Raw genomic sequence first — 13,879 nt, 5'->3', positions numbered from 1 at the left:
AAATTATTTTTTAGCCATTTCATTAGCCATTAAAACAGCATTGTAAGCATTGACGATTTTTCCTGTTTTAGACAATTCTTTAAACGGACGAACATCATTAGGATTCCCTCCCACAATAACATCCTTATCAATTGCCACACCAGATTCCATTAAAATATGTTTTACTTGTGCAGCTGTTAATTTTGGATAATATGAGCGAATTAACGCAGCAACTCCAGCCACATTAGGAGAAGCCATTGACGTTCCTTGTAAAAACTGATAGCTATTTTCAGGAGTTGTAGCATAAATTTGTACTCCTGGTGCAAAAACATCTACATTGATTTTTCCAATATTTGAAAAACGAGCTACTATATTTTGATCATATTGAAAATTTAAAGCACCAACAGTGATTACATTGTCAGCAATTTCGGTGATTTTATCCTCAGAATCATTTGGGAAATTATCAGCATAGTCAATATTTTTAGCATCATTTCCAGCAGCATGAACAAATAAAACGTCTTTTTTAGCAGCGTACTTAATAGCATCAAAAACCCAATCTTTGTGAGGAGAAAATGATTTACCAAAACTTCCATTAATTACCTTCGCCCCATTATCTACTGCATAACGAATAGCCAATGCGATATCTTTATCATATTCATCTCCATCTGGTACGGCACGAACAGTAAGGATTTCGACATTATTACTAGCTACTCCATCTCCGCCTAAACCATTTCCTCTAGTTTGAGCTACAATACCAGCAACATGAGTTCCATGAAGTGCTTCTTTTTTGTCTGGTCCAATTACATTTCCATTACCATATTTAGTATCAGTGATGTCATTAGGATTATCGCCTAACACCTTTCTGTAATCGATATTTAAAGTTTCTTGTCCTTTTAAAATTTCATACTTAGCTTCTATTTGCTGTTGAATTTCTGATTTCAACTCTGCTATTGGAAGACCATAGGAAAACATTCTTTGCATAAGTGTTTTACTTTTTTGAACCAAAGTATCTTTAGATTCGACAGCCTTTAAATCATCCGCCGTATAAATTGGTTTCCCTAATAGTTTTTGAAGTACTTTATCGGCTTCTTCAACATTAGCACTCATCATGGTGTAATAACTCATTTCGTTTTGAGCATCAACAAATTTTTTATCATAAAGCTTTTTAGCTTCTTGGAAAGTCGTTTCATCAACTAAGGATTTATCTTTTACAATCCTTTCATATTCCAGATGCTCTTTTACAATATCTCCAAGGAAATTCCATCCATGAACATCATCTACAAAACCATTTTTATCATCATCAATTCCGTTACCAGGAATTTCTTTTTTATTTGTCCAGATAACAGGTTTCAAATCCTCGTGCTCAATATCAACACCTGAATCTACAATACCTACAATTACTTTAACGGCTTTACGGTCCTTTAACAATTCGGCATAAGCCCTATCCATGCTCATACCTGGAATAGTATCTTTTACTAGGTCTAAGTGACTCCATCTTTTTAAATCCTCCTGTTTTAAGGGAGAAACTTTTTTTACATTTAAAGGAGCGCTAATAGCTTTGAAAGCACTATAGTTTGCTACTTGTCTTTGTGAACCACAAGCTGCCAATACTAAAGCAGAAATAAGTGATATACCACTAACTTTGATACTATTCATTGATACAATTTTTATTATATGTTTGGTAAAAATAACAAAAGTATGTTTTTTTGTTAATTAGATAGCTTTTGGTTAACATTAAATTAAGAAATCTTCATTAGACAAAATTTCTTTCAATCGAACACCTTTCTCAGTATGTTGCACTGTGATAATTTCGTTGTGGGCATCATGTTCTAAAAACAAATAGTAATTATTACTAGCAGCTATGTTCATGAACTTGGTTTTCTCATTCATTGTTAGCAATGGTCTAGTATCGTATCCCATGACATAAGGAATAGGAATATGACCGGCAGTAGGCAATAAATCGGCACAAAAAACAATGGTCTTTCCTTGATATTGGATAAGTGGAATCATCTGTTTTTCGGTATGACCGTCTACAAAGAAAATATCAAAACCCAACTCGGATTTATCTACAAAATCACCTTCATATCTTTTAATAAAATGCAACTGCCCGCTTTCCTGCATTGGCAAAATATTCTCTGACAAAAAGGAAGCTTTTTCTCTTGAATTGGGTTCAGTAGCCCATTTCCAATGATTTTCATTCGACCAAAATCGGGCATTTTTAAAAGCTGGCTCATATCCTGTTCTGTCTTTATTCCATTGAATACAACCACCACAATGATCAAAATGCAAATGGGTTAAAAACACATCTGTAATATCATCGCGATGAAAACCATATTTAGCCAAAGAGGCATCCATAGAATGTGTTCCCCAAAGCGAATAATATCCAAAAAACTTTTCGGATTGTTTATTTCCCATTCCGCTATCAATTAAAATTAATCGGTTTCCATCTTCGATCAACAAACATCTTGCAGCAATATCGATTAAATTATTAGCATCAGCTGGATTGGTTTTATTCCAAATGGTTTTTGGCACTACGCCAAACATAGCTCCTCCGTCTAATTTGAAATTTCCGGTTTCTATAGGATATAATTTCATGTATATATAAATTTCTCAAACAATTGAATTTGCAATTTATGAAAAACCATTCACCGATATTTGAAAAAATGCATTTATTACTACAAATTCTCCATGAAACATTCCTATAAAGTTCGCTTTCCCATCAATAAACAGTTTAAAAATAAATAATATCTATTTCCATATTAGTTATAAAAATGTTATCTATTGTAGAATACAGTTTTTATGCCTTATCTTTGCAGTTAATTTAGACAAAATCTATACAACAATGATAAAGGTTTCTGATACAGCCAAAAAGAAAATTATCGACTTGATGGAAGAAGATGGTTTTGATGCCGCGACCGATTATGTTAGAGTAGGTGTTAAAAGTGGCGGATGTTCGGGCTTATCTTACGATTTAAAGTTCGACAAAAACAAAGGTGAAGATGATAAGATTTTCGTAGACAATAACATCACTATTGCTGTGGAGAAAAAATCATTTTTATATCTCGCTGGAACAATTTTAGAATATTCAGGTGGATTGAATGGAAAAGGATTTGTTTTCAATAATCCAAATGCAACAAGAACCTGCGGATGTGGGGAGAGTTTTTCTCTATAATCAAACAGAAAAATGATTTTTAGGATTCTATCCTTAACGAAAGAATAAACGATTAAAAACTATTTAAAGAAACCCAATTCTTTAAATTTTTTCGTCTCAAATTAAAGACGAAACAATCTTTAAACACACAAAATGAGTAATAAATATACAGAAGACGATTTAAAAATCGAACTCGAAACGAAAGAGTACGAGTATGGATTTTACACCAATTTGGAATCGGAGACTTTTCCTATTGGTTTAAATGAAGACATTGTTCGTGCCATTTCACACAAAAAAGGCGAACCACAATGGATGACTGATTGGCGCATTGAAGCCTTTAGAGCTTGGGAACAAATGATTGAGCCAGAATGGGCAAATGTTCATTATGCAAAACCTGATTTTCAAGCGATTTCCTATTATTCGGCACCAAAAAAGGTTGACCCAAATAAAACTCTTGACGATGTAGATCCTGAACTTTTAGAGATGTACAAAAAGTTAGGTATCTCTGTCGATGAGCAAAAAATGATGAATAATGTAGCGATGGATATCGTAGTTGACTCGGTTTCGGTAGCTACAACATTTAAGAAAACATTAGGTGAAAAAGGAATTATCTTCATGAGTATTTCTGAAGCTATCAAAGAACATCCAGAATTAGTGCGTAAATATTTAGGAACAGTAGTGCCCCAAAAGGACAACTTTTATGCTGCTTTGAACTCGGCTGTTTTCTCTGATGGTTCCTTCTGTTATATTCCAAAAGGAGTAAAATGTCCAATGGAACTTTCAACTTATTTCCGTATTAATCAGGCAGGAACAGGTCAGTTTGAAAGAACTTTAGTTATTGCCGATGAAGGAAGTTATGTATCGTACCTAGAAGGCTGTACTGCTCCAAGTCGTGACGAAAACCAATTACACGCTGCAGTGGTTGAATTAATCGCTTTAGATAATGCTGAGATTAAATATTCTACCGTTCAAAACTGGTTCCCTGGAAACAAAGAAGGAAAAGGTGGAGTTTACAACTTTGTAACTAAAAGAGGTTTATGCGAAACGAACGCTAAAATTTCATGGACTCAGGTAGAAACTGGTTCAGCTGTTACTTGGAAATACCCTTCTTGTGTATTAAAAGGGGATAATTCGGTAGGTGAGTTTTACTCGATTGCTGTAACGAATAACTTCCAACAAGCAGATACTGGAACAAAAATGATCCATTTAGGTAAAAACACTAAATCGACTATTATTTCTAAAGGTATTTCAGCAGGAAAATCGCAAAACAGCTATAGAGGATTAGTGCAAATAAGCCCAAGAGCTGAAAACGCACGTAACTTCTCTCAATGTGATTCTTTATTAATGGGTAATAATTGTGGAGCACATACTTTCCCTTATATCGAAAGCAAAAATCCAACTGCTAAAATAGAGCATGAAGCAACGACTTCTAAAATTGGTGAAGACCAGGTTTTCTATTGTAACCAACGTGGAATACCAACTGAAAAAGCCATTGCCTTAATCGTAAATGGTTTCAGTAAAGAGGTTTTGAACAAGTTGCCAATGGAGTTTGCCGTAGAAGCTCAAAAATTATTAGAAATCTCATTAGAAGGTTCCGTAGGATAGTCATAAATCAAAGTATAAAAAACACATTCGAAAAATGTTAAGCATAAAAAATCTACACGCCACTGTAGGCGATAAAGAAATTCTTAAAGGAATTAACCTTGAAATAAAAGCAGGAGAGGTTCATGCGATAATGGGACCAAATGGAGCTGGAAAAAGTACACTTTCTGCAATTATTGCAGGAAACGAAAATTACGAAGTAACTGAAGGAGAAATCCTTTTGCAAAACGAAGATATTTCAGAACTAGCTCCTGAAGAAAGAGCACACAAAGGGGTATTCCTTTCTTTCCAATACCCTGTTGAAATCCCAGGTGTATCCGTAACTAACTTCATGAAAACAGCTATCAACGAAACTCGTAAAGCAAATGGCCAAGAAGAAATGCCAGCTAACGAAATGTTGAAACTAATTCGTGAAAAATCAGAATTATTAGAAATCGACCGTAAGTTTTTATCTCGTTCATTAAACGAAGGTTTCTCCGGTGGGGAGAAAAAACGTAACGAAATTTTCCAAATGGCAATGTTAGAACCAAAATTAGCTATTTTGGATGAAACCGATTCTGGATTGGATATCGATGCTTTACGAATTGTTGCCAATGGTGTAAACAAATTAAAAAGCGACAAAAACGCAATTATCGTTATTACACACTATCAAAGATTATTAGACTATATTGTTCCTGATTTTGTTCACGTTTTATACAACGGAAGAATTGTAAAATCTGGTGATGCTAGCCTAGCCTTAGAATTAGAAGAAAAAGGATACGACTGGATTAAACAAGAACAAGAAGTATAATTAGTTTGCAGTTTACAGTTAGCAGTTTACAAAACTCATAACTCATAACTCACAACTCATAACTAAAAAGACAAATGGAATTAAAAGAAAAATTAATCTCATCGTTCATGGCCTTTGAAGAGCGCGTAGATGTTCAAACCGAGCTTCACAACGTTAGAACTTCGGCATTAAAGAACTTTGAAGAAAAAGGTTTCCCAACAAAAAAAGAAGAAGCTTGGAAATACACTTCGCTAAATGCCATTATTAAGAATGACTTTACTGTTTTTCCTAAAAAAGATAGCGCTATTGAATTTAATCAAGTAAAAAAATACTTCCTTCATGAAATTGACACTTACAAAGTAGTCTTTATCGATGGTATTTTTAGCTCGCACTTATCTTCTACAACTCACGACGGAATCGATGTTTGTCTAATGTCTTCGGCATTGACAAAACCGAAATACAAAATGGTTATAGATAACTATTTTAACAAAATCGCCAATACAGAAGACAGCCTTACTTCATTGAATACTGCTTTTGCAATCGAAGGTGCTTATATCAACATACCTAAAAGCAAGGTGGCCGACAAACCAATTGAGATTATGTATTTCTCTACTGGAAACGAAGCAGCTTTAATGGTACAACCAAGAAACTTAGTAATTGTAGGTGAGAATTCACACGTACAAATTATTGAGCGTCATCAAAGTTTAAGCGATAATCCAGTTTTAACCAATTCAGTTACGGAGATTTTTGCTCAAAAACGTGCCATTGTTGATTATTACAAAATTCAAAATGACAATCACGAAGCCAACTTAATTGACAATACTTATGTATCGCAACAAAAAGAAAGTCACGCTTCTGTTCATACATTTTCTTTCGGTGGAAATTTAACGCGTAACAATTTGAATTTTTACCACTTTGGCGAAAGATTGACCAGTACATTAAACGGAATTACCATCATTGGAGACAAACAACACGTAGATCACTATACTTTGGTAAATCACGCTCAGCCAAACTGCGAAAGTTTCCAAGATTATAAAGGGATTTACAATGACCGTTCAACAGGAGTTTTCAACGGAAAAGTTTTCGTAGAAAAAGAAGCCCAAAAAACCAATGCGTTCCAACAAAGTAATAACATTGTTTTAAGCGACAAAGCAAGCATCAATGCAAAACCACAATTGGAAATCTTTGCCGATGATGTAAAATGTTCACACGGATGTACCGTAGGACAATTAGATGAAACCGCTTTATTCTACATGCAACAACGCGGAATTCCTAAAAAAGAAGCCAAAGCCCTTTTGATGTATGCGTTTTCTAATGCAGTAATCGAAAACATTAAAATACCTGAATTAAAACAACGAATTACAATTATCATTGCTATGAAATTAGGAGTGAAACTAGGATTCGATTTGTAATTTTAGACAAAAAATAGTTCAAAGGGCACAAAGTTTATTCCGATAATCTTGTGCCCTTTTTGATTTTATAATACAAAAATGAAATAGAACTATTTTTATACTATAAATCCTTCTCATAAATTAAACTGATACCACAATCAATCAAAACAAATAATTGAAGCAAAAAACAATTTTAGTTTTAGTACTTTTGTAAAATAGAATTTTTCTAAATAGTTATGCTAGACATTCAAAAAGTAAGAGCCGATTTTCCGATTTTAAATCAAAAAGTAAACGGAAAACCATTAGTATATTTCGACAACGGAGCCACTTCTCAAAAACCACAGGTGGTAATTGATGCTATTGCAAAATATTATCAAGAAATCAATGCCAACATTCACCGTGGTGTTCACACCTTAAGCCAACTAGCTACTGATGCTTATGAAATAGCTCGTGGTAAAGTTCAAAATCATATTAATGCCAAACATGCTCATGAAGTACTTTTTACTTCGGGGACTACTTTTGGGATTAATTTGGTTGCCAATGGTTTTGCTGCCATTTTAAAACCTGGCGATGAAGTAATCGTTTCTCATTTGGAACACCATAGCAATATTGTTCCTTGGCAAATTCTTTGCGAAAAAACAGGCGCTACTCTGAAAGTAATCCCAATGGATGAAAATGGCGAATTGATTATGGCTGAATACGATAAATTACTTTCTGAAAAAACCAAAATTGTCGCTGTTAATCATATTTCGAATGCTCTAGGAATTATCAATCCTATCAAATACATGATTGACAAAGCCCACGAAGTAGGTGCTGCTATTTTAATTGATGGAGCACAATCGGTACCGCATTTAAAACCGGATGTTCAGGCGCTGGATTGTGATTTCTATGCTTTTTCAGGACACAAAATGTGCGGACCTACAGGAACTGGTATTTTATACGGAAAAGAAACTTGGTTAAATAAATTACCACCATATCAAGGAGGAGGCGAAATGATTAAGGAAGTTAGTTTCGAGAAAACGACTTATGCCGAATTGCCTCATAAATTTGAAGCAGGAACGCCTAATATTGCCGGTGGAATTGTTCTAGGAACAGCAATAGATTATATGAATTCTGTTGGTTTTGAAAATATTCAACAACAGGAATTAGAACTATTGGCCTATGCCACCGAAAAACTTTCTGAAATTGAAGGTTTACGCATTTATGGGAATTCTAAAAACAAAACATCGGTTGTATCGTTTAATATCGAAGGCATTCATCCTTACGATATTGGAACTATCATCGATAAATTAGGAATTGCAGTTCGTACAGGTCATCACTGTGCCCAACCGATTATGAATTTCTTTGGAATTCCGGGAACTATTAGAGCTTCATTCTCTTTTTACAATACCAAAGAAGAAATTGATGCCTTGGTTGAAGGGGTAAAAAAAGCAAAAATGATGTTATCTTAACTATTTTATGAAAGTACTAGCCTTATTTCTATTAACTATTTTTCTAAACAAAGGCTGCTGTGAAGGCGATGCACAAAAGAAAATGCAAAAAGCACAGCTAATTTATACAGCCACTTCCAGAGGATTTTTTAGAGAAATAATTATCAAAAATAAAGAAGTTAGTGTACAATCAAATAGAAAAGAAAACATTGTTACCACTAAAATAAATGATACCGACTGGAAAGAACTGATACATCTTTTTAACGAAGTTCATTTAGAAACTATTAAAGATTTAAAATCACCAACAGAAAAACGATTTTATGATGGTGCCGCGATAGCGCAATTAAAAATAGTCTTTGAAGGAAACACCTATGAATCACAAAGTTTCGATCATGGTTATCCTCCTGAAGCATTACAAACATTAGTGACTAAAATAAATTCATTTGCAAAACAAAACAATGAAAATTAAAGACATACAAGAAGAAATAGTAGACGAATTCTCGATGTTTGATGACTGGATGCAACGTTATGAATACATCATCGAGTTAGGAAAAAATCTTCCATTAATCAAAGAAGAGTACAAAGTAGACGAAAATTTAATCAAAGGCTGCCAGTCTAAAGTTTGGTTACAAGGCGAAAAAAATGACGACAAAGTAGTTTTTACTGCCGATAGCGATGCTATCTTAACAAAAGGAATAATCGCTATTTTAATCCGTGTTTTTTCTAATCAAACGCCAAAAGACATCATCGATGCCAACATGGATTTTATTGACGAAATAGGTTTAAAAGAACATTTATCACCAACAAGAGCTAATGGTTTAGTTTCAATGATTAAGAATATCAAAATGTATGCTTTAGCTTTCGAGTCTAAGAATTAAAAATTTTAATTTTAAAACATATAAGTCATATAAGTTCTTAATAGTAATGATTTAAACAATACAAATTTTTGAAAAAGATGATAATCACAAGAAGTTATCTCAAGGATTTAGTTTACCAGGTTAATGGCGCTGCCATTGAAGTACATAAAAGTTTAGGTCCCGGACTATTAGAAAGTGTGTATCATCAATGTTTTAAAAAAGAATTAGAATTAAGAAAGATTAACTATTCATCAGAAGTATTGATACCATTGAACTACAAAGGTCATGAATTAGATTCAAAACTTAGATGCGATTTATTAATAGAAAACACTTTGGTAGTAGAATTAAAATCAGTTAATGAAATTAATCCAATTTGCGAAGCACAATTACTTACTTATATGAACTTACTAAAAGCACCAATGGGTTTATTGATTAATTTTAATGTGAAAAACATTTTCTATGAAGGTCAAAAAACCTTAGTAAATGATTTTTACACTAAACTTGAAGATTGAATTATTAAAAGTCACATATAGAAAACTAAAATGAACTTATTTTTACTTCTAATAGTAAACCAAAAACTTATATGACTTATATGTTTTAAAATCATTTAAGACAACAAGAAACTCAAACGAACTATAGGTCCACTTATAAATAAATTAATAAAAACTTAAATGAACTTATATGTCTTATATGGTTCAAAAAATAATTAAAAAATGGAACAAGTAATAAATACCGAAGAATTAGGAGAATCAATTGTAATGAAATTAAAAACCATTTACGATCCAGAGATTCCCGTAGACATTTACGAATTAGGTTTGATCTATGACGTAATGGTAAATACAGACAACGAAGTAAAAATTTTAATGACACTTACGTCTCCAAACTGCCCAGTAGCAGAAAGTTTACCTAGAGAGGTAGAAGAAAAAATCAAATCGATTCCAGGTGTAAAAGGCGCAGAAGTTGAAATTACTTTTGACCCACCATGGAGCAAAGATTTAATGAGCGAAGAGGCAAAATTAGAATTGGGAATGCTTTAAAAAAAGTATTCAGTAGACAGTAGCAGTAGGCAGACAGCATATCTACTGTTTACTATAAACTATAAACTGAACACTAATGATAATGGAAGAAATAGTTAACAAAGTAGCAAATAGTGTATTGGAAGTTTTCGATTTAGAAGATTACTTTCCAAAGGGCATTCGTACGCAAATTGACATTTCGCAATGGTTATTTGAAGGTTTTTTATTAAGGGAAAAGGACTTTAGAGAACAGTTAAAAAACCATGATTGGTCGCAATACCAAGATCATTTTGTTGCGATCAATTGCAGTACTGATGCTATTGTGCCGGCATGGGCATCCATATTAGTTGCGGTACATTTGGCCCCTTATGCCAAAAAAATTATAGATGGAACAATCGATGATTTGAATGCAGCATTGTATGAAGAATTACTTCCTAAATTCGATTATACCGCTTATGAAAACAAGCCTGTAATCATTAAGGGCTGTTCTAAAAAACCGGTTCCAACTCGTGCTTACATCTTAGCTGCTCATTATTTGCAAGCTTACGCCAGAAGCATCATGTATGGAGAAGCCTGTTCGGCTGTACCTTTGTACAAGGCACCTAAAAAAGCTTAGGAAAATACTAACTCAAATGCTACTTTTTAAGTAGCATTTTTTTTATATTTACTTAACATAAAGTCCAAAAAAATGAAAAACATTCTTCTTACCACCGTATTTGTATTTTCATTCTTAATCACAAAAGCACAAGAAACAATAAAGGATACTACTAAGGTTTGGACAACCAAAGGCAATATGAACCTATTATTAAGCCAATCTGCCTACAACAGACAATGGCTAGGTGGAGGAACGAGTAATGTTGCAGGGAATTTTGGTATAAACTATGATTTCAATTACAAAAAAGGCAATGTAGTTTGGGATAGCAAATTCATATTAGCCTATGGATTGAGTAAAATTAAAGGGAATGAAAGAATAGCAAAAACGGATGATCGCCTTGAATTAAATTCGCTATGGGGTAAAAAATCGACGGCTAAAAATTGGTATTACTCCATGTACTTTAATTTTAAATCACAAATGGATACTGGACTTGATAAAAATGATGTCAAAATTTCGCATCTTTTTTCACCAGCGTATTTCCAATTTGGGCCAGGATTTTTATGGAAAAAAGACAACAATGCCAGTGTAAACTTCTCTCCTGCAGCAGGAAAATTAATTGTAGTACACCAACATTTTACAGATTTGGGTACTTCATTTGGTGTTGCACAAGGGAAAACTACCCGATTCGAATTAGGAGCAAGCATATCAGCATATTACAAATTCAGTCCCATAACTAATGTGTCTATTGAAAACATTCTGAATTTGTATTCTAATTATCTTGAAGACCCTCAAAATGTAGATATTAACTATCAGATGAACATCGTCATGAAAATTAACAAATACCTTTCCGCCAATATCAATATGCTGGCTATTTACGATGACAATGCCATAAAAGCAGTTCAGGTTAGGGAAATTTTTGGCTTAGGAATTAATTATGGTTTCTAATTTTCATTGAACTCATAAAAAAATCCCTTTTGAATTTAAAAAAAATCAACTACGTCAAATAATTCTTTAAATATTCCTATATCATTTTTTTCTGTCCCATTATGAAGATTATCTGGAACATCAGAGTTAATCAATACTCCAAAATCTTTGTTGTCAATATTATATTTTTTTATTAATTCATCCTTCGTAATAATAGTTATTCCCTTAAATATTTGATCATCTATTGATGCCAAATTTGCCTCGAAATTATCATTTAAAATTTTGTCATTTAAAATATATTGAATATTAATTTCTTTTTCTAAATCAGGGACAATATTAAAATAGTCAGACGATTTTGATTTGAAATATTTCCAATATCTAATTCTTGCAAATTTTTTTGTTTCTATATATATAACTCCATCTTTACCATCTTCACCCATTAAATTCACAGCGTCTTTATCTAATAAAACCGTAAAACTTGCAATTTGATCAGCTTCATACTTTGCAATTTGACTATAATCTACTTTTGCGCTATCTATAAAAACAATAGGCTTGTCTCCTATTTTTTTAATAATTCTATTTCGCGATTGTGCGAATGAAACTAAAGAAATTAATAAGCAACTTAAGATAAATTTAAAATTCATAATTTATTGTTTTTGATTAATTATTATTCAATTATTTACTAATCGTAATCTTAAACTAATTGTGCTGTCAAAATAGGGATAATAATTTTCTCAAACATACGTGTTTTTTCTTATATAAAGTAAAAAATAATTTTAAAATGTAAATTTTATTCTACACTTACAAAGAACTATATTTCTAAAAAAAATCCCTCTTGAAAAACTCAAGAGGGATTTGCAGTAATCTATATTTTAGAAATGCTACTCTTCTTTCTCTGTCGCATCCTTATAGTCCGGATACAAGAATTTGTTGTAGGGAAAACGGGTAATATGTATTTGACGTACGGCTTCGTAAACTCTTTCTCGGAATTCTTCGAAGTTTTGTTTTTGAGCTGCCGAAATAAACAAGGCATTTTGCTCTCCTACTCGACTCATCCAAGTAGATTTCCACTCGTCAAGTGTGTAGTGTTTAGTCGTTTTCTCAGTCATCAAATCGTCTTCATCAATGGTCAAATGACGATAAGCGTCAATTTTATTGAATACCATCAATGTTGGTTTATCACTCGCTTTAATGTCTACTAAAATTTGGTTTACCGAAGCAATATGATCCTCAAAATCTGGATGAGAAATATCTACTACATGCAATAACAAATCGGCTTCACGAACCTCATCCAGCGTACTCTTGAACGATTCTACCAATTGTGTAGGCAATTTTCGAATGAATCCTACGGTATCCGAAAGTAGGAACGGTAAGTTTTTAATCACCACTTTTCGAACAGTAGTATCCAAGGTAGCAAACAATTTGTTTTCGACAAAAACATCGCTTTTCCCAATGGCGTTCATCAAAGTCGATTTTCCCACATTGGTATAACCTACTAAAGCCACACGAACCATAGCGCCACGATTACTGCGTTGCACGCCCATTTGCCTGTCGATGGTTTTGATTTTATCTTTCAACAATGAGATTCGGTCACGTACAATACGACGGTCGGTTTCAATCTCCGTTTCCCCAGGACCACGCATCCCGATACCTCCTTTTTGACGCTCTAAGTGTGTCCACAATCCTGAAAGTCTTGGTAACAAATATTGGCATTGTGCCAATTCTACCTGAGTACGCGCATAGGAAGTTTCGGCTCTTTGGGCAAAAATATCCAGAATCAAATTCGTCCTGTCCAAAATTTTACAATCGATAATTTTGGAAATATTTTTTTGTTGTGAAGGCGTTAATTCGTCATCAAATATGATAGTTGAAATACCATTTTCTTTTACAAAATAATGGATTTCTTCAATTTTACCTGTACCTAAAAACGTTTTAGGATTCGGTTTATCCATTTTTTGCGAAAAACGTTTCACCACCTGTCCACCAGCGGTAAAGGTCAAAAACTCTAACTCATCAAGATACTCATTGAGTTTCTCCTCACTCTGGTTTTGGGTAATGATACCTACAATGACCGATTTTTCAAAATTTATTACTTCTTTTTCTAACATGTCTTTAAATAAGGTTACAAATTTAGTGATTTGTAACGTAGAAATGGGATTTATAAT

At 33.2% G+C, this 13,879-nt stretch carries 15 protein-coding genes; 11 read left to right on the top strand and 4 right to left on the bottom strand.

The annotated features are described in order from the left end of the window. Positions 1 to 3: 3 nt before the first annotated feature. Both P5P90_RS09920 and P5P90_RS09915 read right to left on the bottom strand, forming a co-directional pair. On the bottom strand, positions 4 to 1,635 hold the full coding sequence (locus P5P90_RS09920; protein ID WP_278034543.1) for a S8 family peptidase: 1,632 nt from the start codon (positions 1,633 to 1,635) through the stop codon (positions 4 to 6). Between the two features lie 78 nt (positions 1,636 to 1,713). Then, a complete protein-coding gene (locus P5P90_RS09915; protein ID WP_278034542.1) occupies positions 1,714 to 2,574 on the bottom strand; it encodes an MBL fold metallo-hydrolase in 861 nt (286 codons plus the stop codon). Between the two features lie 247 nt (positions 2,575 to 2,821). Here P5P90_RS09915 and P5P90_RS09910 point away from each other — a divergent pair, with 247 nt between their 5' ends. The 11 genes from P5P90_RS09910 to P5P90_RS09860 all read left to right on the top strand — a co-directional run bounded on the left by P5P90_RS09910 (position 2,822) and on the right by P5P90_RS09860 (position 11,735). Continuing rightward, positions 2,822 to 3,151, top strand: coding sequence for a HesB/IscA family protein (locus P5P90_RS09910; protein ID WP_278034541.1), 330 nt, complete (start codon positions 2,822 to 2,824; stop codon positions 3,149 to 3,151). Positions 3,152 to 3,283: 132 nt separating this feature from the next. Further along, the gene (gene sufB, locus P5P90_RS09905) at positions 3,284 to 4,735 is read left to right on the top strand and encodes a Fe-S cluster assembly protein SufB (RefSeq protein ID WP_278034540.1); all 1,452 of its coding nucleotides are present in this window, start codon (positions 3,284 to 3,286) and stop codon (positions 4,733 to 4,735) included. Between the two features lie 34 nt (positions 4,736 to 4,769). Continuing rightward, positions 4,770 to 5,522, top strand: coding sequence for a Fe-S cluster assembly ATPase SufC (gene sufC / locus P5P90_RS09900; protein ID WP_278034539.1), 753 nt, complete (start codon positions 4,770 to 4,772; stop codon positions 5,520 to 5,522). A 74-nt stretch (positions 5,523 to 5,596) separates the two neighbouring features. Beyond that, positions 5,597 to 6,913: a Fe-S cluster assembly protein SufD gene (gene sufD, locus P5P90_RS09895; RefSeq protein ID WP_278034538.1), complete on the top strand. Its 1,317-nt coding sequence runs from the start codon at positions 5,597 to 5,599 to the stop codon at positions 6,911 to 6,913. A gap of 215 nt (positions 6,914 to 7,128) precedes the next feature. Then, a complete protein-coding gene (locus P5P90_RS09890) occupies positions 7,129 to 8,343 on the top strand; it encodes an aminotransferase class V-fold PLP-dependent enzyme (protein ID WP_278034537.1) in 1,215 nt (404 codons plus the stop codon). Between the two features lie 7 nt (positions 8,344 to 8,350). Beyond that, on the top strand, positions 8,351 to 8,791 hold the full coding sequence (locus P5P90_RS09885; protein ID WP_278034536.1) for a hypothetical protein: 441 nt from the start codon (positions 8,351 to 8,353) through the stop codon (positions 8,789 to 8,791). After that, a complete protein-coding gene (locus tag P5P90_RS09880) occupies positions 8,781 to 9,200 on the top strand; it encodes a SufE family protein (protein WP_278034535.1) in 420 nt (139 codons plus the stop codon). Before P5P90_RS09885 ends, P5P90_RS09880 begins: the two co-directional genes overlap by 11 nt. A gap of 77 nt (positions 9,201 to 9,277) precedes the next feature. After that, complete coding sequence (locus P5P90_RS09875) at positions 9,278 to 9,691, top strand: GxxExxY protein (RefSeq protein WP_278034534.1); 414 nt, start codon at positions 9,278 to 9,280, stop codon at positions 9,689 to 9,691. A gap of 201 nt (positions 9,692 to 9,892) precedes the next feature. Continuing rightward, positions 9,893 to 10,216, top strand: coding sequence for an SUF system Fe-S cluster assembly protein (locus P5P90_RS09870; protein ID WP_278034533.1), 324 nt, complete (start codon positions 9,893 to 9,895; stop codon positions 10,214 to 10,216). Between the two features lie 82 nt (positions 10,217 to 10,298). Then, entirely contained in the window at positions 10,299 to 10,811 is a 513-nt protein-coding gene (locus P5P90_RS09865; RefSeq protein ID WP_278034532.1) for a DUF2480 family protein, read from the top strand. 72 nt (positions 10,812 to 10,883) lie between these two features. After that, positions 10,884 to 11,735 (top strand): DUF3078 domain-containing protein, encoded by an 852-nt coding sequence (locus P5P90_RS09860; protein ID WP_278034531.1) that lies wholly within the window; start codon positions 10,884 to 10,886, stop codon positions 11,733 to 11,735. 35 nt (positions 11,736 to 11,770) lie between these two features. On the opposite strand, the gene P5P90_RS09855 is transcribed toward P5P90_RS09860, so the two are convergent. After that, positions 11,771 to 12,358, bottom strand: coding sequence for a hypothetical protein (locus P5P90_RS09855; protein ID WP_278034530.1), 588 nt, complete (start codon positions 12,356 to 12,358; stop codon positions 11,771 to 11,773). Positions 12,359 to 12,595: 237 nt separating this feature from the next. Beyond that, positions 12,596 to 13,822 carry a GTPase HflX gene (gene hflX, locus P5P90_RS09850; RefSeq protein ID WP_278034529.1) on the bottom strand — a complete coding sequence of 409 codons (1,227 nt, stop codon included), beginning with the start codon at positions 13,820 to 13,822 and terminating at the stop codon, positions 12,596 to 12,598. Positions 13,823 to 13,879 lie beyond the last annotated feature (57 nt).

The sequence above is a fragment of the Flavobacterium nitratireducens genome, assembly GCF_029625335.1.
In the GTDB taxonomy this organism is placed as follows: Bacteria; Bacteroidota; Bacteroidia; order Flavobacteriales; family Flavobacteriaceae; genus Flavobacterium; species Flavobacterium nitratireducens.
This window is presented reverse-complemented; position numbering and strand designations above follow the sequence as displayed.